We start from the raw sequence: 22,003 nt of genomic DNA, 5'->3' as shown, positions 1-22,003 counted from the left end.
GGCAGTGCGGATGTGGTGCTTGTTTAGGAGCACCCTCCTCACAAAATTAGTCCCTCGAATACCCCGGTTCGTGTAAAAAATTAAACCCGCTGCATAAGTACGGATAGATTTGTTGCATTATAAAGCGCCGGGAAAAATAATGCAACAAATAGCCATAAAAGCGTTAAACAGTATAAATGATCTATTGGAGAAACATGACTGCGACAATGACACCCTATTGAATGGACAACTGGGCCTGATCTTTTACTACTACCACTTATACAAAGTAACAGAGCGCCCTACCCTCAAACACAAGATGGAAAGCCTGCTGGAGCAGGTAATAGCCAACATTCACAGCAAAGAGCTTACACTGGCAGGTCCTTCATTGAGCACCGGCGCAGCAGGGCTGGGATATGTGATCAGCTTCCTGTGCCGGGAGGGGGTGCTGGATGCCGGCATACAACAGGAGATGGAAGCGCTGGACAAATACCTGTTCAATGCGGCCGCCGGCCTGATCGCAGCAGACAATACAGACTATTTACATGGCGCCCTTGGCGTAGTACATTATTTTTCCGGCAAGTGGCATACCGCACCACACATTAGCCGGTACCTGGATGTGGTGGTAGAACAGCTGTGCAATCGTGCCGTACAGGAAGGTGCCTGCCGCTGGTTCAGGGGCAACCCGGTAAAGGCCAATGGAAAGCAGGTCATTAACTTCAGCCTTTCGCGCGGCCAGTGTGGAATACTATTGGTGCTGATCAATGCCTTTGAAGCATCGGCGCACAGGCAGCTGATCGCCGATACGCTGAAAGGAGTCATCCGCTTCATCCTCAAACATAAAATGGACGTGGACTTTTCACGTAACGAATGTTCTTTTTTCCCCTTTGTTATCAGGCGTGGCGCCCAAAAGATATCCGCGCCTAACAGGCTGGCCTGGTGCTATGGTGATCTGAACCAGGTGCTGCTGTTTTACCGGGCAGGCCGCCTGCTCAATGATGAAAGCCTGCTGCAGCTGGCAGACCTTACAGGTATGCAAAGCATGATGCGGCGCGATGAGGGTTCTACTATGGTCACCAATTCCAGCTTCTGTCATGGAGCAGCGGGGCTGTCACAATTGTGTAAAACCCTGTACCATGAAAGTAACCAGGCCGGCTACAAAGACGGCTATGAATACTGGATTGAAAAACTGCTCCTGTTCCTGCCCGGTGATTTGGAAAACGGGATGTACACAGGCCGGGAGCACGACTACCTGGAAGGGCTTACCGGCCCTGCGTTCGCACTGCTCTCTTATGTTTCCGGCATACACCTTAACTGGAGTAAAATACTGCTGTTATAAGTTATAATACGTTTTAAACTTCTGCCCGTATGAACTATGCTTTTTTTCCAACGTTAGTGATGAGGAACCCGATCTTCAGCTGTCATGATTATTCTTCCCTGAAAAGCGAGGAGCTGCTCCGGAACGGGTTTTTCCGGACCGCCCTGTACATGGCCAGTATTGACCTTTACAGGGAGCTGGAAAAACGGGATTTTAACTACAACAACTTAAGTACAGGTCAGAAGAACAGCCTGCGTAAGTACTACAACCGGGCCTGTTTCAGACCCACCCCGTTCGGCGCTTTCTCTTCTGTAACAACCGCCCGGTGGAGCGAACAGGATGAGGCGGTGAGCTTTCCGGAAGAAAACATATATCCCCGGCTGAAGCTGGACTTCCTTTCCGGCCTTGAGCTTTGTGAGCAACTGATCAAAGAAGAAGCGGGCCTCATTATGCGATACAGGGCTAACACGTCTTTATACAAAGTGTCCAGGCATTTCCGGTACATCAAATACGATGCGGACATGCAACGGTTAAAAAGAACGTTCTTCGTAGTTTCCCTGGTGGAAAGTGACGTGATCAACGACATCGTAGCCTTTTGCAGCAAAGGCAGAACATTTGGGGAAATCGGGCAGTTTCTCGTGGAGCGCACAGGTTATGATGAGGAAGCGGTGGACCATTTTGTGATGCAGCTGATCAGCGAACAGATCGTGCTGCCGGAGTGGGGCAACAGTATCACCGGCAACGGCTGCCTGGAAGATCTGCTGAAGCACCTGGCAGGGCACAATGTACGGTCGGCGAGGCTGGATAAGATAGAGGCTATGCTGCATGCATTGAACAACATGGATGTTAACACTTTTTACAGCGTTCCGGAATACCGGCAGCACCTGGATGAGCTGCTGGAAGGAGCAGAGAACCGCAAGCATGCTTTCTACGCTGTAACGGAGCGGGGAGATACCGCCGGCGGTATTCCCATGAAATACCAGCAGATGATAGTAGAAGGGCTTTATTGCCTCGACAGGCTGGTGCCGTTCTATCAGAATGAGGAGCTGGAAAGCTTCAGGCAGGCCTTTGCAGCCAAGTTCGAAAGCCAGGAGATTCCTTTGCTGGTGGCTTTGGATCCCGAAGTAGGCATCGGCTATGAAAACCAGGATGATGTTATTTACGGGGAAGATGCCTTGCTGAAAGACGTGCAGTTCAACGACCCGAAAGAGCGGGAGAAATACCTGAAATGGACAGCCGCCCACTCCATGTTGCTCAACAAACTGCACCGGCAGCAGAACGACTACAGCGCTTACCAGGTAGTGCTTACTGAAAAAGACCTGGCGGAGATAACGCCGCAGCGCTCAGACCATCAGCTGCCGCCTTCTATCTCGGTTGTGTTCAGGCTGCATAACGGGCTGCTGTACCTTGAAAACGCAGGAGGCGCATCCGCCGCCTCACTGATAGGCCGCTTCTCCGCATTCAACGACCGCTTCCAGGATATGGCCGCAGCAATTGCGGAGAAAGAGCAGGAACAGAACCCGGAGGTGCTGTTTGCCGAAATTGCGCACATCTGCGACATGCATGCCGCGAATATTAATCGGAGAAAACATATCAGGAAATACGAAGTGCCGGTTATTGTAATATCTACCCTGGAAGAAGACCGCCAGCTGGCATTATCCGACCTGTATATATCTGTGCGGGATAACCGCATTATCCTGCGGTCAAAAAAACATGACGCCATTGTGGTGCCCAGGCTCAGCACGGCCTTTAACTATCATAACAGCGCCCTGTCTGTATTCCGGTTCCTTTGCGATCTGCAGTACCAGGGGCTGAAATCTGGTTTCAAGCTGGAGCTGGAGCATTTTTTCCCGGGACTGCGATTCTATCCACGGGTAATGTATAAGTCCACCATCCTGAGCCTGGCCACCTGGCACCTGAAGGCAGACGACTTCTCCTTTATGAAAACAACCGGCCCTGCGCAGCTGTACGACCGGTTTTGCCAGCTGGCGGAGCAGATTAAGCTACCGCGGTACTTTGCACTCACACAGCACGACAACCAGCTGGTGTTTGATAAGGACCGGCCGGAGGAGGTGCTGCTGTTCCTGGACGCTGTTAAACATTCTGACAACCTAACCCTTACCGAATTTCTGCTGAACGAAGATGGCCGGCCGGATGTGACTGACAGCAGGGGAAAGCCGCTGATAGGACAGTACACGGCCGCCTTATATCTTAATGAAACGGTTTACCAGTTCCCCGCATCACACAAATTTAAAGAAGCAGCTTCAGGCAACCGGAATTTTGCGCCGGGTACGGAATGGGTGTACTTTAAAATTTACTGTCATCCCATACTGGCTAATGAGCTGCTCTGCACAATACTGATGCCCTTCCTGGAATGGATATACGACCGGAAGATCATCGATAAATGGTTCTATATACGCTACAATGATCCGGATCATCATATCCGGCTGCGGCTTCATTCAGTCAACGGGCCGTCGGATATGCTGATGGCCTTGTGCAGCCAGCAGCTGAGGACCCTCCTGGATGAGCAGAAAATAGAGAAATATCATATAGACACTTACGTGAGAGAGCTGGAAAGGTACGCCCCTGCGACCATTGAGGACGTAGAATCATTCTTTTTCAGCAGCAGCCTGCTTACCATTTCCTACATGGACAAGTCGGCCCGGGACGACACCCCGTATTCCTACAACCTGGATTTCATTATGCTCTCTATGGAAGAGATACTGAATGCTTTCGGGTTAACGCTCAAACAGCGGATTTCCCTGTTCTACAACCTGTACACCGGCTTTTACAGGGAGTTTGGAGAAGATAAGGACCTGAAGAAAAGCCTGGAAAAGAAATATGCCGATTTACGGCAGGAGATGAACCGTATTTATGAGGACCTGGATGTGCTGAAATCCGGGTTAAACATGCACTGCGCGCGGCTGCACGAACATTGCGGCATTATTGCCGGTAAGGTAGGCCACGAGCCGCCGCCGGTTATTGAAAAGCTGCTGGGCGACATGATACACATGCACCTGAACCGGTTGTTTGTACAAAACCCCCGCCGGCAGGAGCTGATCATTTACTGGCTGCTGTATAAACACTACAATTCAATGCTTTACCGGAGCCAGTTAGCCCGATAACCGTTTTGTTTTGATCATCTTTTCATTTAACCGGGCAAAAAACGCCTCCTTGTAGCTGATGCCCAGGGTAATCTCTGTTTTATTGCCCAGCTGAATAGCGTTACCGTCTATAGACTGAACCTTGGTGAGGTTCACGATAAAGGACTTGTGCACCCGCATGAAAACAGACGGGGAAAGGCTGTCCTCCATTTCTTTCATGGTAAGGTAGGTAATGAATTTTCCGTTTACCGTGTGGATGATCACATAGTTCTTCAGCGCCTGTATATACACTACATCCTTGTATTCTATTTTCACAATCTTTCCCTTCATCTCATACTGGATATAGAAATGATCCCTGGAGCTTTCCTCTTCCTGCGGCCCCTTTACCATGCGGCTGTTTAGCTTGTTGATGCATTTCAGGAACCTTTCGTATGAAATAGGTTTGAGAATGTAATCAAAGGCGCTCTTTTCAAAGGCCTGCAAGGCATATTTATCGTAAGCAGTAGCAAATACGATGGTGGTTTTGTTATGCAGCAGCTCCGAGAGGTCCATACCCGAAAGCTGGGGCATATCTATATCAATAAAGGTAATATCCGCATACCCGTTTTCCCTGAATACCTGTAACGCTTCCAATGGGTTTTCCGAGGTGCCTATCAGCTGCAGGCCGGGCGTTTGCTCAATATGCTTGGCCATTACCTGTATGGCATGCTGTTCGTCATCAACAATATAACAGCTAATCATCTGTTTCGGGTTTTAATTTTATGATCAAATGTACATAGAAGTCCTGCTCGCCGTTGTTGATCGTTAGGGTATAGTTGTTTTTGTAAATATTGTCAAGGCGCTTGCGGATATTGGCCAGACCGATACCATGGCTAACAGCTTTTGACCGGTTTTTTTTCTTGTTTAAAGTTACTAATTCCACGGATTCGCAGTTATAGTTCACCGTTATTTTTCCCGGGTAATCCTTATCCGTAAGATTGGCATGTTTGAACACGTTCTCAATGAAGGGGAGCAGGCCCATAGGAATGATCCGGGCTTCGCTGAAATCGCCGTTAAATTCAACGTCAATATATAGCCTGTTATTGAACCGGATCTGGTTTATTTTGATGATGTTTTTGATTTGTTCAACCTCTTTTTCCAGGTCCACCTTACCATCGGCCTCCGGCTCCCGCAACGAGAAGTTCATTAGCTCAGACAGCAGGATAATGGCCTCAGACGCTTCCTGGGAGGCTTGCTGCACGTTGTTGTAAACGAAATTGAGCGTATTGAAAAGCAGGTGCGGATTCACCTGCGACTGCAGGTAGGCGTTCTGCATTTCAATATAGTCTTTCTCCAGGTTGTTCCGGTCTATCTGGTATTGCATCTTGTCTTTTTCGAGCTGCAGCACCTTTCTTTCCGATGCCATGCTTCTGAGGGCAAACCAGTAAGCAGAGCTGAAGCCGATGAAATAAATACCCCGCCAAAGCTGCAGCAGCAACGGGGTGGGATTTCCCTTTACCAGCTGGGTAAAGATGTTCATGGATGTATCGCGGCTCAGGCTATCCAAAAGGATCATCAGGCCAAGGTAAAGCGCCAGCTCCGTGAGGATAAGCAGAAAGAACAGCGCATAGGCGTTTCTGTTGGGCCTGAACGAAGAGTCCAGCGTTACGTGGGCATGGAAGTAGAATAGCAGGATATTGATCATGTAGGGAAATACATAGTCGAAATAAACTCCCCGGTCTTTTGGAATATGCCTTAACGGTATTGCCGACAGCTCGTACAGGATAAATAACGTCCAGCCCAGGACGTGATAGGGTATTGTTTTACTGCGGAAAAGTCTGTAAAAGGGGTGCACGCTAAAGTTCATGTATCGAAAATAATAAAAGACATCTTGGGAAAGTACATATTGGTGTAATAATTATAACCGGGTGGAAACAGGGGGCTAATTTGCTTATAAATCATAAAAACATACTACTATGAACAACACAACCACCTCCCCATTCTCAATTCAGGCAAAACCTCTTTTCAGGTACGAAAGAAACGCCGGACGGCCGCAACAAGGTAAGAAGATGGACACCACCGCAACCATTACCGGAACCGGCATAATAGGCGGTTTCGCAATGAAAGCCAGGGACGATCGCGGCGCCCTTCGCTATGTATAGCCGGTTCCGGCGCTCAAATCTTCTGATGCAGACTTATCCAAACTAAAAATGCATGTTATGAAACCCAGGGAAACAGATTTAAAATGGCATGTTTTATACACCAGGCCCAAATTTGAAAAAAAGATTTGTGAGGAGATCGGTTATCTGAGGTTTGAGAATTATCTGCCGGTCCGGACGGTAGTACGCCGTTGGAGCGACCGGATGAAGAAGATTGAGGAGCCGTTATTCGCAGGCTACATTTTCGTTAAAAAAGGTTCCCGGCAGGGGGCGGACCTGTTGCAGATACCTGGTGTGATACGGTTCGTTTCCACCGGCGGCCGCCCCGATGTGATCGCGGATAACGAAATCGACAAAATCAGGCTCATTGAATCCGAAGGCCGGGATGTGCAAAAGGAAGATTATTTCTCCGTAGGCGACCCGGTAATGATAAAGCAAGGCGTTTTTGCAGGCATAACGGGCGTCCTGGTCCGCAATGTAAACCAGCAACCCCGGTTCATGATCCGTTTGCCGCTGCTAAAGCAGGCCATATCGGTAGAAGTGTCCGCTGAAGACCTTATGAGCATCAACTAAGGGCGCTGCACCCTGTTTGCAGCATAGTACAACAATTATTCTTTCCGGTAGGCCCTGCTTACCCCTATTCCAGCCCCCTGGAGCTATTATCCTTATCATCCATTTCGATTATAAACGACGATGTGACTCGATTTAGCGAAGCTATATCCTTTACTGAACAACCTATTTTTTGCAACCAGCTACATGCTTTTAACTGCTAATTATATGAACGGTACTTACAGCGAGATTCAGAATGCGCCCAGCTCTGATTATTACGAACTTTCTTATGCTCAGAAATGGATATGGCTGTCGGACCGGCTTTCGCCGGAGAAGCCGAAAAGAAATATCTCTTTCTCGCTGCATTTTAAAGGCAGGTTGGATATTGAGGCGCTTGAAAAGGCTGTTGAAGCGCTGGTGATACGGCACGAGATACTGAGAACAACTTTTGCCGTGGAAAACGGGACTTTACGTCAGCGGATATGCCCGCCCGCCTCCTTCAATATTAAGGTCAATCATATCGACGTTAGCAAGTACGAAAGGATGGAAGAGCTTAGCAATGAGATCATCCAGGAAGAACAGGCATTCCCCTTTGATGTGCAGGCAGACCAGCTGCTGCGTGTAACGCTTATCAGGCTGCTTGAGCCGAAGTACATTCTTGTATTTTCCATGCATACCATTATCTCGGATGATCATTCAATGGTAATCATTGCCAATGAGCTGCTGACGCTTTATAAAGGCTACCGGGAACAGGGCCGGAACATTTTACCGCCACTCAGCATCCAGTATAAAGATTTTGTGGCATGGCAGAATGCCCAGCCACAGCACAACCTGTTCAGCGAACAGGAAAGCTACTGGATGGACCACTTTAGCGGGAGGCCGGCGCCTACTGCATTCCCGGCCGATTTCCCGGGCAACAACCGGGTATTCTCCAATGCCGACTATGTAACCTTCCAGCTGGATAAAAGCCTTACGGCAGCGCTTACAAAAATAGCAGAAAGGAACAACGCCAGCCTCCTGGTGGTGCTGGTGGCTATTATTAACGTGCTCCTGAACCGCTACACCAGGGAAAAGGATATTATTATCGGCGCCTCCATTGCTTCCAGGCCGCATCCGGAAGTAGAAGGGCAGGTAGGCCCCTATAACAGCATATTTCCTGTGAGAACCCTGCTGGACACCTGTAAGGACTGCTTCAGCGACGTGCTGGAAACGATCCGGGACGTGCTGGTTGCTGCATATGAGCGCAACCGCTACCCGTATGAGCTGCTTATGGAGAAGCTTGGCCTGATGGACAACCTGTCCGGCTGCCTGCTTATTAACGTACTGGTACACCCGCAACAGGCGCCCCTGCTTCCCGAAGTGCCCGAATTAACAATTGAGCGCTATGCTTTGGAAGGATGCGCCAACCGCGCGGATCTCACATTCCGTTTTGAACAGGTGGATAACACGGTGAAAGCAAGAATCGAATATAACGGCGGGTTGTTCAAACGCAATACGATCAACCAGTTTGTTGAGAACCTGGTTAACATCAGCAGGTTGCTGGCAACAGAAGACGAGCTGTTTATAGACAATGTAAAACTACTTCAGATTGCTTCCATCTCTTAAAGAATGATTTATGAAACTATATAAGCCAACGGTTTCCCAGAAGTTGATATGGCTGGATCAGCTGATTGACAAAGGCTCTTCGAAGTACAATATCGGGGGCTACGCCTTTTTGGAGGGAGAATTGAACTACGGTCATTTCTCGGCAGCTATCCGCACCGTGCTTTGTTCACAGGAGGTGTACGCCTCCCGCTTCATGGAAATAGAAGGTGAGCTGGTTGCATACACCGCCACCGCTTTTGACGCATATGATATTGCACACATCGATTTTTCTGCGGCAGCCGACCCGCGCGGCGCCGCCATGGAATGGATGGAGCAGGATTTTGCGTTGCCGTTTGATATAGGAGCCGGTCCCCTTTTCACGTTTAAGCTGCTGAAGATAAACGAAGGTATACACTTCTGGTATGCTAAAATCCATCATATTATCGGAGATGGGTGGTCATTTAAATTATTGCTTAACCAGGCGGCCGAAATCTACAGCACACTGGCCGAAGGAAAGGAATACGCCTTCCAGGAGCTGCGCTACAGCGACTATGCCCTTGACGATGAAGGTTATTACCAGTCTGCCGACATGGAAAAAGACCGCTCGTTCTGGCTGAACGAATTTTCCACCGTGCCGGATGGCTTATTCAGAAAAATTGCACCAGGCGCGGATAATAACCAGCCGCATGCGGGCAGCCATACGTTGTTTATTTCCGAAGAAATAAAGCAAAGCCTGCAGGCTTTTGCCGAAGCCCGGAAAAGCTCGCTGTTTCAGCTGGTGACCGCTTTGCTGCTGGCTTATTTTTCCCGTACCAGGCAACAGGATGAGATATGCATTGCCGTTCCCGTACTAAACCGGACCAAAAAGGCATACCGGTCTGTAGCCGGCGTTTTCATGAACCTGATGCCGCTCAAGTTCCAGGTAAACCATACGCATACACTGGCCGATGTTTTAGGTACGGTAAAGCATAAAATGTCTGCGGTACTAAGGCATCAGCGTTATCAATACGGCAACCTTGTCAAGGACCTGAAGATCCCGGTAGGGAAAACATTATACGACATCAGGATATCTTATGAAGATTTTGAATTTACCAGCACGTTCGGCAGCCTGAAAACCGGCGCTGTTGCGCTTTCCAATCACGGTGAGCGTGACAAGCTGGCCATTTACCTGCGGGATTATAACCACCAAGGATTTGATATCCGTTTCGTTTACGACACGGAGTATTTTGATGCGGACATGATGCAGTCTGTGAGCAATAGTTTTGCGCACCTGTTGTCTGCCCTGCCTGTTTCTGAACAGCTGCCATTAGCGCAGCTGTCCTTTATACAACCCAACGAAATAGCAACCATACTGCAGCTTTCCCGCGGGCCTGAGAAAAACCGGAACGAGCTTAGCTTCCCGGTAATGTGGAAAAATATGGTCGGGCGTTACCCGGGCAATGTGGCCGTTTCCACCAGCACGGGCAGGTTTACTTACAGCGGGATCAATGAAGCGGCAGAACAGCTGGCTGCTGCGCTGGCGCCCCTGAAGGAGCTTTACGGCAACCGGATGGCATTATTGCTGCCCCGCTCTGAAAAAATGATAATAGCTATGCTGGGCAGCATGCTGGCAGGCGTTACCTACATACCGCTGGACCCCTCTTTTCCCCAACGGCGGATTGCAGCTATCTGCAGCGATGCACAATGCCGGATGCTGCTCACCGCCGGTGGAACCGTGGCGCCGCTGCCCGAAGACAACGGCATCCAGCTGCTGGAAATGGAATCCTTGCTGGCGCAAAGCATGGGAAAATACGAGCCCTGCGCCATTGCCCCCGAAGACAGCTGCTATATCATTTATACTTCCGGCTCAACAGGCACGCCCAAAGGAGTAATGATACCGCATGCAGCCATGACCGACTATGTATGCTCTTTCCAGGAATACTTCCAGGTAAGCAGCCGTGACGTGGTGCTGCAGCAGGCCTCCCTGGGCTTTGATACCTCCGTGGAGGAAATATTTCCCGTACTGGGCGCCGGCGGCAGGCTGCATATACTGGAAGACAGGAAAGACCTGGTAGGCCTGCTGGATGCGCTTGGCAAAGAGCACATATCCATTCTGAGCACCAATCCTTTTGTTATAAACCTGCTGAATGGCAGCACGCTGCCATCTTCGCTGCGGGTTTTGATCAGCGGAGGCGATGTGCTCAATGCAGCCAGTGTTTCGCATTTGCTGCAGCAGGGCATACCCGTATATAACACTTACGGCCCTACGGAAAGTACTGTTTGCGCTACCTATTACCATGTAAAAAGCACCGACAGGATAATGCCGATCGGCAGCCCCATTACCAACCGCGAAGTATATATCCTGGACAAATACCTGCAGGTGCAGCCCCTGGGCGTTGAAGGAGAGATTTGTTTAGGAGGCGAAGGGCTTGCAACCGGCTATGTTAATAACATAGCTGCTACGGATGAGAAGTTTGTTCCGCATCCCTTTGCAGCCGGCCGGCGCCTTTACAGAACCGGCGACAGCGGCATACTAAGGCCCGACGGGAACATTCTTTTCACCGGCAGAATAGACGACCAGGTCAAATACAGGGGCTATCGTATAGAAGCCGGTGAAATAGAAAAGGCAATAGCCGGCCAGCCGATTGTGAAGAACTGCGCGGTTACTGTAAAGGAAGTAGGCGCTACACCTGTGCTGGCAGCATACATTGTATATAAAAACGGCCAGCAGTACGGCCGCGAAAAATGGCAGGAGCTGCTGAAAGACCAGCTGCCTGCTTATATGATCCCCGAAGTATGGATGCCGTTGAATGAGCTGCCCATGACGGTAAGCGGTAAAATAGATAAAAAGCAGCTGCCCGTTATACAGGCCCATCACCTCAGGACTGCCACCCACCGCAAGGAAAAGCCGGCTTCCGCCATGGAGATGAGAATTGCCGAAATATGGAAAAGCATCCTGGGCCTGGAAGATATTGGCCGGAACGATGTATTCTTTGAGATAGGCGGGCATAGCCTGAATGTGATGCAGCTGGCCAATTACTACTACCGCACTTTTGAAATAAAAGTTTCCCTGCAGGAGCTTTTCCAGTACACCACCATTGCAGCCCAGGCCGAACTAATAGCCGGTAAATCCACCATCCGGTATATGAAAATCGAAAAGGTGCCGGATGCAGAAGATTATAAGGTATCTGACGGGCAACGCAGGCTATGGGTGGTGAGCCAGCTGGACGAAGCATCAAAAGCCTATCACCTCTCAGGCACGCTTGAGCTGCGGGGCAGCTATCATCCCGCCAGCTTTAACCTGGCCATTAAGCATGTGATTGCGCGCCACGAGATACTGAGAACCATTTTCAGGGAGAATAAGGAAGGCGAGCTGCGGCAGGTAGTGCTGCCGGTAGAAAACCTGGGGTTTGAGCTGGACTATAAAGACATGAGAGGCGCGCTGCGCCAGTCGGTACAATTGTACATGCAGGAAGAAGCCCTCCGCAGGTTTGATCTTGCAGAAGGGCCCCTGCTGCGGGCCGGCCTGGTACGCCTGAATGAATCGGAGTACATGTTCCATTATACGGTGCATCATATTATCAGCGACGGCTGGTCTATGGAGCTGCTGAAAGATGAGGTGCTGGCTGCTTACAGGGCGGTAGAGAACAATATGCTTCCCGACATGCCCGCATTGCGCATGCAATACCGCGATTATGCCGTATGGCAGCAGGAACAGCTGCACACAGAGCGCTTTAACATACACCGCGCATACTGGCAGGAGCAGCTGGGCGGCGAGCTGCCCGTGCTGGAGCTGCCTACAGACAAAACACGGCCGGCCATGCCTACCTACAACGGGTATACGATTTCTACCCTTATCGGCAAGCAGGAGGTGAATGCGCTGTACGACCTTTGCCTGCAACAGCAATGTACGCTGTTTATAGGCCTGGTTGCCGTGCTTAAGCTGCTGTGCTACCGCTACACCGGCCAGGAAGATATTATTGTAGGCACACCTGTTGCCGGCCGCGATCATACCGACCTGGAAGACCAGATCGGCTTTTATATCAATGTGCTGGCCCTTCGTACGCAATTCAGCGGTAACAACAGTTTCTCAGACCTGCTGAAAAATATCCGGAAGGTAATGCTCAATGCCTATACCCACCAGGCCTATCCTTTCGACAGGCTGGTGGAAGAGCTGGGGCTGCAAAAGAATATGAGCCGCTCGGCCGTATTCAATGTGATGGTAGTGCTGCAAAACCAGCAGCAGAAAGCCCTGGCCGATACCCCGGCTGATATGGCCCCTCTTATCATAGAAGAGAAAACCTGCTTCTCCAAGTTTGACCTGACGGTTGAATTTGTTGAAAGAACAGATGGGCTTAGGATGAACGTACAGTTTAACAGCGATATATATGACAGGGAGAGCATCATCCGGTTTGTTAGCCATTATAAAAACTTACTCACAGCCGCGGCCTCCTTTAAGGAATTGCCGGTGAGCAGCCTGAACTACCTGTCAATAGAAGAACAGGGCCAGCTGTTGTACGGGTTCAACCAAACCAGTGTGGCTTACCCCGCCGGTGTTACCCTGGTAAACCTGTTCAGGGAACAGGTTAAGCTACAGCCGCACAATACCGCCCTTTGTTTCAGGGATTGCTCATTCAGCTATGAAGAAATAGACAAGCTGTCTAACCAGCTGTCCCGCTACCTTACTGCGCAGTATACGCTGGCGCCGGACGACCTGGTAATGGTGATGCTGCCCCGCAGCGAATGGCTCATTATTTCCCTGCTGGCAGTGCTGAAGGCCGGCGCGGCTTATGTTCCTGTTGACGTAGCCTATCCGCAGGGGAGGATTGACTTTATCATGGAAGACAGCGGATCGAAGGTTTGCATTAATGAAGCCCTGCTGGATGCTTTCAACAGGAACCGGCACGATTATTCAACAACCGATCCCGGTTTCCAGGCGGGGGAGAACAACCTTGCCTACGTTATTTATACCTCCGGCTCTACCGGTAACCCGAAAGGATGTATGCTGGAGCATGCGGGCGTGGTGAACCGGCTGGAGTGGATGTGGCGCGAGTATAATTTCAGCGGCAACGATGTTATACTGCAAAAAACCACTTTTACCTTCGACGTGTCTGTATGGGAAATATTTCTGCCGTTATGCTGGGGTTGTAAAATGGTGCTTTGCGAAGATGAGGATGTATATGCGCCGGACCGCATTGCCGCGCTTATCTCCAAACACCAGGTAACCTGTGTGCATTTTGTGCCGAGCATGCTGACCGCCTTTATAGCAGATATTTTTGCCGCGGATGATAAGAAAGGCCTGCCTGGCTCATTGAAGCGGGTTATTACCAGCGGTGAGGCATTGCAGCCCAAAACCCTTGAGCTGTGGTATGAAGCGCTGAACACCCCCATTTACAACCTGTACGGCCCAACAGAAGCTTCCATTGACGTAAGCCATTATAACACCGCGCTGAACCCCAACCGTGTGCTGATAGGCAAGCCTGTAGCCAATACTTACCTCTACATACTGGACCCATTCCTGCAGCTGGTGCCGCCCGGTGTTACCGGGGAGCTGTATATAGGCGGGGTACAGCTGGCACGGGGTTACCTGAACAGGGCGCAGCTGACTGCAGAGAAGTTTATTGACGACCCTTACAATACCGGGAAACGCCTGTACCGCACCGGGGACCTTTGCCGCTGGACGCCGGATGGCAATATCGAATACCTGGGCCGTATAGACGACCAGGTGAAGATACGCGGCTACCGTATAGAGCTGAAGGAAGTTGAGCAGGCCCTGTGCGCGCTGGAAGGCGTAAGCACAGCGGTGGTGACTGTTGGCGGTAATAACAACGGGGAACGCTACCTGGCGGCCTATGTTGTAAGCCCGGCCGGACATCAGCCCGCTGCCCTGAAGCAGCAATTGCTGGAACGCCTGCCCGCCTATATGGTTCCCTCCTGTTTCGTGATGCTGGATAAGCTGCCCGTTACAGCAAACGGCAAGGTGGATAAGCGGGCATTGCCCGATCCTTCTTTTGCAAGCCTGGCCGGTGAAAGCCATGTGCCCCCGCGTACGGAAACCGAGATGGCGCTGGCAGGGATATACGAAGGATCGCTTAACCGGCCTAAAATTTCTGTTACGGATAACTTCTTTGACCTGGGCATCACCAGCCTGCTGCTGATAAAGATCAGGGCGGCCATCAGGAAGCAGTTCGGGTTGCAGCTGAATGTGCATGAGCTGTACAAAACAGCCACCATCGAAGAGCTGGCGGCAACAATAGACTCACTGCTATGGCTAAAGGAGAGCACCAATAACAACATACAGCAGTTCGAAGAATTCACTATCTAAATACTTTAATGCATGAAACGATATATCCTGGCGATCTTTATACTGGCCCTCACAGCTGCCTGGCTTATACTGAGCTCCGTGAACTATGCGGGGCTTAATTCCCTGCAACGGCTTGCCAACTACCGCAACGGTATATTGGCCGGTGAGGGTGAATGGATGCCGCGTTCCACTGTAATAACCGCGAAATATAACGCGCATATCGACATCGATACGCTGGGCATCCCCCATATATTTTCAAAAGACGCTAACGGCAGCGCCTATGCATTAGGGTTTATGCATGCAAAAGACCGCTATTTTCAGATGGAGGTAACGGCATATGCCGTAATGGGAAAACTGGGCGAGCTGTTTGGTGAGGCGGCAGTAAGCTCTGACCGGCACTGGAGAAAATTTGAGCTGGAAGATAGGGCAAAGGCATATTTTAACAGCCTGGCCGGCACCCAGCCAGCCCTTTACAGCTACCTGCAGGCATATGAGGCCGGGGTAAACGATTATATACAACACGAAGCGCCCCGCCGCAGAGATCCGATGTACACCATATGGCACTGCTCACCCCACCCCTGGAAAGCCTACTACACCTTCCTGGTGCAATGGTATATGAGCCATGAGCTTACGTTCTACGACGATTACTTTGATAAGCAGGAGTTGCTGGACAAGCTGCCCGATACCATCCGGCAGCTGTTATATCCCTCAAACCCCGATAAAGAAAATTTTATAGTACCCGGCGGCGCCTTGCAGCCAACCCTTAAAGAACGGTCGCTGGCCCGCGTTTTCGATACGGACAGCAGGAATAATTATACTGCACGGCCTTTCAATAAAAACCTGGGCAGCAACAACTGGGTGGTTGGCAGTGCGCATACAACCCAGGGCCAGCTTTTCCTGTGTAACGATCTGCATTTATCCCTGGCCACGCCCAACATTTTTTATGAGGCCCATCTGTCCAGCCCGGGCATGCACGTATACGGGTTTACTATTCCCGGCGTGCCCGTAGTACTGACAGGTCATAACGAAAAAATTGCCTGGGGTATTACAAACGGCGGATGGGATGTTACCGAACAATATCTGCTAAAGCTGGACCCCGCGCACCCGGACCGCTATTGGCTGAATGGAAAATGGGAAACCATGAAGGAGAAGAAATTCCTCATTGGAATTAAAGGAAAGGCCGCCGAAGCAATGACGGTAAAATATACAGTGTTTGGCCCGCTTGTACAGCGCGACAGCGTGGCCTATGGCCTGAAATGGCACCCGCAGGAATCCTGCCAGGCAGTGGAATCTTTCTGGAAGCTGATGCATGCAGGTAATTGGGATGATTTCAGGACTGCGCTGCGCAGCTATGATTACCCTTCACAGAATTTCGTGTATGGTGATGTAAACGGGAATATTGGTATCATATGCGCCGGCAAAATGCCGGTGAAGCCTGCGGGGTATGCCGGCGGAGTACTGGACGGCACTGTTTCGCCCCACTGGAGCTATGTTCCGTTTGACTCTTTACCGCAATCCTATAACCCCGGCCGCAACTATCTTTTTTCCGCAAACCAGGAGCCTGCCCGGAACGGCATTTATTTTTCTTCCAGGTGGTTCGATGACCTGTACAGGCCGGAGCGGATTAACGAAATGTTATCGGCAGCAAAGCAGCTGGACCGGGAAGATATGCGCCGCATGCAGCTTGATGTAAAGGACCTGTCTGTAAAAGACCTGCAGCAGCTGATAAAAATGTACGCCCCGGAAAAGAAGCTGTCGCCTGAATGGGCGCTAATGAAGGATTGGAATGGCGACCTGCAACCCAACAGCCGGCCGGCCGTCTTTTACAAATACATCCGGTGGTCTGTAAAAAAAGTAAGCGCCGATATGGCAAAGCAGCTGAACCTGAAAGCAGCGCCAGGGTATGACCAGTTCATGCGCTTTTTGATGAAGAATGCCCGTGTGGAAATGAATGGTGGTGTAATTGAGAGCAGGCAATGTTTTGATAAGATCATAACCACAACAGACTCATTGTTTGCCAGGCTGGGGCATGCGGCAACGCCGGTAAACCCCTATGCCTTTAATATTCCGCAGCTAACGCACCTGCCGGCCCTTGAGCTGCAGGTGGGCGATGTAGGCGGAAGTGAAAATACGATCAATGTCAACTACCGTGCCCACCCGGTAATCCGCACCCTTATTGAAATAAACCACGGCCATATTCAATCCTGGATGGTAAATGCAACAGGGCAAACAGGCAGGATCAACGAAAAAAATTACCTGCAGCAATTCGCGGCATGGAAGAAAAACGATTTGCATCCATCGCAGTTTGTGCGGCAAGAGCAGCAGCTGCATGCCATAGTTAGCAGTATACAGTTTGTTCAACAGCATTAATTCAACGACCATGTTATACAAGAAATATTTACTAGTGCTTGTTGCCCTTTTCGTGCTGCACCTGTATGCAGGCAGCTGGGTGATGATTATCTGCTGGGCGCTGGCCGGCTTTCTTTCATTCAGCTGGTTAAGGGAGGCCCGGTTCCCGCTGTTGAATGTGCTGGGCCTGGAGATCCTAATAGGCCTGCTTTTCTGGGCTTTTTTCTGGAGAGGGAATGAACATCTTTACCAGTTGTCGGGCCGGTTTCACACCACCACCCTTCCCTGGTGGCTGGCCGCTGTTGCGGTTAATGCCATTACAGCGGTGTTGTGCGCCGGTGTGGGTTTTCATGCCGCAAAGCTTACTCAGGTAACCACTAAATAATGATACTAAAATTTACAGTTATGTTTTTCATATCACTAAAACCTGTATTCAGATCAGTCTTTTCCCTCTACGCCCTAACGGCCCTGCTGCTGGCAGCAGTTCCCTGCAATGTAAAAGGGCAGGGCGTTGCCGGGCGTATTGCCGGCAGGATCATTGACCAGGAAAAGCACCCGGTTCCTTTCATCAGCGTTGCCTTGCTGAATGAAAAGGATTCAGCGTTGGTAAAAGCCGCTGTTGCCGATGAGCAAGGCAATTATAGTTTTGAAGGCATTCCCGGCGGTCATTATATGATCGTTAGCACGGGCATCGGGTATAGGGAGAACGTTTACAAGCTGCCGGCCTACAACGGCACCGGGCATGTGCAGGTGCCCGACATATCCCTGCTGAAAAGTGAAAGGATGCTCAAGGAAACGGTTATATCCGGCAAAAAGCCATTGGTGCAAATGAAGGCCGACAGAACGATCCTGAATGTAGCAGGCAGTATTAACGCTACTGGCAGCAACGCCCTGGAGCTGATGAGAAAGGCGCCCGGTGTTAGGGTGAGCGGGGATGAATCCATAACCGTGAACGGAAAGAACGGCCTGATGATTTACCTGGATGGGAAACCCACGAACCTGAGCGGAAAGGATCTTATGGACTTTCTGAAATCCATTCCTTCCACCAGTATTCAGTCTATTGAGATTATCTCAAACCCCTCTGCAAAATACGATGCAGCCGGTAACTCGGGTATTATAGATATTAAAACCAAAAAGAACGCAAACCTTGGCTTAAACGTAAGCGCCACTGTTAACGCCAATTTCGGATCCTATAATCCGAAGTACGATGGGTCGCTGAGCCTGAACTACCGCGGAAGAAAGTACAACATCTACGGTGATTACAACTATTTTAATAATAACAACAGGACCCGGTTCAATTTCCTGAAGAAACAATCCGACAACGGGGAGCCTGTTACGCTGGACCAGCAGTTTATTAACTACACGCATGGAAGAGGGCACAATTACAAGGCCGGCGTTGATTTCTTTTTATCGCCGAAAAGCACGATTGGTGTGGTGATGAACGGCAATAATAATAAAAGCGATGTGTTCGGCGACAGTAAGGCGGATATAAGCGATGCCGGCAGCCACGGGCAACGGCTTATCTCTACCAATACCCAGCAGCAGAAGAACAACTGGATGAACTACAACGTCAACTATCATTTTACGGATACTACGGGAAGAGAGTTCAGTATGGACGGCGACTACGGCACCTATACGGTAAGGGCCAACAGCTATCAGCCCAACTACTATTACCAGGGCGCCACTGAAACCGAAAGGAAGATCTACAGCAGCTACACTTCAAGCGATATTGAGATTGCCACTTTTAAAGCCGACTACCAGCAAAGGCTGTTAGGCGGGAATATCAGTGTTGGCGCAAAGTTCAGCAGTGTAAAGTCAGATAACGGCGTTTCCTTCTTTAATGTAATTGATGATGAAAGCCTGCCCGATACAGGCCGTACCAACCAGTTTGTTTACAGGGAAAAAATAGCCGCGGCTTACCTGATGTATAACCTGAAGCTTAAAAAGTGGGAGATGCAGGCCGGCATAAGGGGTGAGCATACTGCTGCAGAAGGCACTTTAACTACCCTGTCGAAAAGCCTGGTGCAGGCGGTGGACACCAATTATTTCAACCTCTTTCCCAGCGCTACGGTTACTTATAACTTCAATGATGAAAGCAGCCTGGGTATCGCTTACAGCAAACGTATAGACCGGCCTAATTACCGTTCGTTGAATCCCTTTGAATTTGTATTGGACGAGCTTACCTATAGCAAGGGCAATCCCTTCCTGCGGCCGCAGTACACCAACACAATCAAGGTTTCGCAGAACTACAGGAAGCTGAATGTTTCGGTGAGCTACAGCAATAACAAGGATTATATGATGAGCTTTATAGATACCATAGACGGCAGAAAATCTTATGAGTCCAGGATCAATATGTATTATCAAAAGCTGTATGACCTGAACATCTTCTACCAGCTGCCTGTGACCAAATGGTGGGATGCGGACTTTAACCTTTACTATTATTATGAAGATATTAAAGGCCTTGCGGGAAAGAATATCCTGCACAACACGCAGAACTCTTACAGCCTGTCCACGAACCATACCTTCCGGTTGCCCCACAAATGGACTATGGAGCTGTCGGCATTTTATAACTCCCGTTCCCTATGGGGCGCCTTTATCGTAGATCCCCAGTGGACCGTAGATGCAGGCGTGCAGAAAAAGATACTGAAAGATGCAGGGATTATTAAACTAAGCGTTTCCGACATCTTCAACTCGCTGGAGCTAAGCAATGTCAGGGATTTCGGAGGGTACTATATAAAATCCGGCAGAACCTGGGAAACCACCCAGCTGCGCCTTTCCTTCAGCTATAAGTTCGGCAACCTGAAGCTGCAAGGCCCCAGGAACAGGGACACAGGTGTAGAAGAAGAGGAAAGAAGAGCAAAATAACCATCATGCCATATCTGTAAATATTATCGAAATGAGCGTACTATTGTTGTTAAGCAAGCTAAAGAACGAAGGCGTGATGCTTTACCGGGAAGGTGAGGATCTGAAGCTGAAGTCAAGGGCCGGAAAAGTGACCCCGGAAATACTGGGAGAGATAAAGTCCTACAAAGCGGAGCTGCTGGATCTGTTGGGTACCGTGGAGCATGGAGAAGAGATCCGGCACAGCGCCCCGGCGGCAGACTATCCCCTTTCATTCCAGCAAAAGGCCATCTGGATGCTGAGCCAGGACGAAACCCATTCCATTGCCTATAATATGCCCCTGATCGCAAAAGTGGGGGAAGCCGTACAAACGGAAATATTGAAACAGGCCGTTCAGGATATTGCAGAACGTCATGAGGCTTTCCGTACTTCATTTTTCCAGCGTTCCGACGGCGAAATCAGGCAGCGGATAGGATCGCCGGCCTTCGCCATAAAAGAAATGGATATTTCAGGACTGGAAGAAGCAGGGATCAGGGAGCTGCTCCGCCGCGAAAGCATGCGCCATATTCCGCTGGAGAGTGCCCCCCTGGTACGGATCAGCATATTGAAAAAGAACGAGCGCCTCTCCTATATAGTGATGGTGATACATCACATTATTTTCGACGGCCGGTCTTTGGAAATATTAAGCCGGGAATTGTTTGAAGCCTATAAGGCCAGGAAAGCCGGCCTGCAGCCCGATTTTGGCCGCCTTCCTGTTACTTATAAGGATTTTGCGGTTTGGGAGAATGAAAGGGCGCAACACAATGGATGGGAGAAGCCGCTCCAGTATTGGAAAGAGCGCCTGGCGGGCGATTTGCCGGTAATAGATCTTGCTCCCCGCGAACGGCCTGCAATAAAGACCAATGCCGGTGAGCGCACTGTTTTTTACCTGCCTGCCGACTTGAGCGCATCGCTGGAAAATTTTTGCCATCAGCAGCGTTCTTCTTTCTATTCAGGCCTGCTGGCGGCATTACATATCCTGTTCTACCGGTATACCGGTAATACCGACCTGTTAACGGGCACTATTGCCGGAGGCAGGGAACAGAGCCAGCTGGAGCAGATCGTGGGATTGTTTATCCGCACTATTCCGCTGCGCACCGCTGTTCAGCCCGGGCATAACTTTGCCGCGGCTGTACGCCATCAGCACCAGGTGCTGATGGATGCAATGGCACATGGAGAAATTCCCTTCAGCTACCTGGTAGAGGAGCTGGATAAGAAAAGAGATGCCGGCCGCTCTCCTGTTTTTGACATCCTCACCATCTACAACGATAAAAGAAACAATACAGCCGAAACAGCCGCTTCGGTAAAGATTGAGTTTGTGCAGGAAGATCTCCGGTCTACCAGTCAATTCGACCTGGTATGCTCCTTCCATGTCGGCAATGAAGCAGTAGCGGTTCACATAGAATACAATACAGACATTTATGACCGGCCCTTTGTTAACCGCCTCTTTGATCACTATACCCGTTTATTATCCGCGCTGCTCCGTCAGCCCGGGGTATCAGTAGGAGAGCTGGATTATCTGTCGTCAGCAGAACGTTACGAGCTGCTGGAAGGGTTCAATGATACGGCAGTGGATTATGAACCTGGCCAAACACTGGTAAGCCTGTTCGAACAGCAGGCGCAGGACCGCAAAGACGCCACTGCACTGGTTTACCAGGGCGTTCATTACAGTTACGGGTTAGTAGATGAGCTGTCGAACCAGTTTGCCGGCTACCTGCGCGGCCGTTATGGTGTAGACCGTGAAGCGCTGGTATGCGTACAGCTGCCCCGCAGCCAGTGGCAGGTAATTGTGCTGCTGGGTATTTTGAAGGCCGGCTGCGCT

Annotated in this window: 11 protein-coding genes; 9 read left to right on the top strand and 2 right to left on the bottom strand. The window is 50.2% G+C overall.

Translation table 11 applies throughout. The annotated features are described in order from the left end of the window. The first annotated feature begins 184 nt into the window (after positions 1–184). Together VFS25_RS19315 and VFS25_RS19310 are read left to right on the top strand one after the other, a co-directional pair. Positions 185–1,315 carry a lanthionine synthetase C family protein gene (locus tag VFS25_RS19315; RefSeq protein WP_326463818.1) on the top strand — a complete coding sequence of 377 codons (1,131 nt, stop codon included), beginning with the start codon at positions 185–187 and terminating at the stop codon, positions 1,313–1,315. A gap of 29 nt (positions 1,316–1,344) precedes the next feature. Further along, a complete protein-coding gene (locus tag VFS25_RS19310; RefSeq protein WP_326463817.1) occupies positions 1,345–4,419 on the top strand; it encodes a lantibiotic dehydratase in 3,075 nt (1,024 codons plus the stop codon). Here the strand turns inward: VFS25_RS19310 and VFS25_RS19305 are convergent. Together VFS25_RS19305 and VFS25_RS19300 are read right to left on the bottom strand one after the other, a co-directional pair. Next, entirely contained in the window at positions 4,408–5,139 is a 732-nt protein-coding gene (locus VFS25_RS19305; RefSeq protein WP_326463816.1) for a LytTR family DNA-binding domain-containing protein, read from the bottom strand. The genes VFS25_RS19310 and VFS25_RS19305 overlap by 12 nt on opposite strands. Then, on the bottom strand, positions 5,132–6,244 hold the full coding sequence (locus tag VFS25_RS19300; RefSeq protein ID WP_326463815.1) for a sensor histidine kinase: 1,113 nt from the start codon (positions 6,242–6,244) through the stop codon (positions 5,132–5,134). The genes VFS25_RS19305 and VFS25_RS19300 overlap by 8 nt, the downstream gene beginning before the upstream one ends. 352 nt (positions 6,245–6,596) lie before the next feature. On the opposite strand from VFS25_RS19300, the gene VFS25_RS19295 reads away from it, so the two are divergent. The 7 genes from VFS25_RS19295 to VFS25_RS19265 all read left to right on the top strand — a co-directional run. Further along, positions 6,597–7,109 (top strand): UpxY family transcription antiterminator, encoded by a 513-nt coding sequence (locus VFS25_RS19295; protein ID WP_326463814.1) that lies wholly within the window; start codon positions 6,597–6,599, stop codon positions 7,107–7,109. Positions 7,110–7,313: 204 nt separating this feature from the next. After that, positions 7,314–8,690 (top strand): condensation domain-containing protein, encoded by a 1,377-nt coding sequence (locus VFS25_RS19290; RefSeq protein WP_326463813.1) that lies wholly within the window; start codon positions 7,314–7,316, stop codon positions 8,688–8,690. 10 nt (positions 8,691–8,700) lie between these two features. After that, complete coding sequence (locus VFS25_RS19285) at positions 8,701–14,973, top strand: non-ribosomal peptide synthetase (RefSeq protein WP_326463812.1); 6,273 nt, start codon at positions 8,701–8,703, stop codon at positions 14,971–14,973. Between the two features lie 12 nt (positions 14,974–14,985). Further along, complete coding sequence (locus VFS25_RS19280; RefSeq protein WP_326463811.1) at positions 14,986–17,322, top strand: penicillin acylase family protein; 2,337 nt, start codon at positions 14,986–14,988, stop codon at positions 17,320–17,322. Between the two features lie 10 nt (positions 17,323–17,332). Beyond that, complete coding sequence (locus tag VFS25_RS19275) at positions 17,333–17,686, top strand: hypothetical protein (protein ID WP_326463810.1); 354 nt, start codon at positions 17,333–17,335, stop codon at positions 17,684–17,686. Between the two features lie 20 nt (positions 17,687–17,706). Further along, positions 17,707–20,166 (top strand): outer membrane beta-barrel protein, encoded by a 2,460-nt coding sequence (locus VFS25_RS19270; protein WP_326463809.1) that lies wholly within the window; start codon positions 17,707–17,709, stop codon positions 20,164–20,166. 31 nt (positions 20,167–20,197) lie between these two features. Next, a partial coding sequence (locus VFS25_RS19265) for a condensation domain-containing protein (protein WP_326463808.1) occupies positions 20,198–22,003 on the top strand: 1,806 nt, incomplete at its 3' end.

The sequence above is a fragment of the Chitinophaga sp. genome, assembly GCF_035761305.1.
GTDB lineage: Bacteria > Bacteroidota > Bacteroidia > Chitinophagales > Chitinophagaceae > Chitinophaga.
This window is presented reverse-complemented; position numbering and strand designations above follow the sequence as displayed.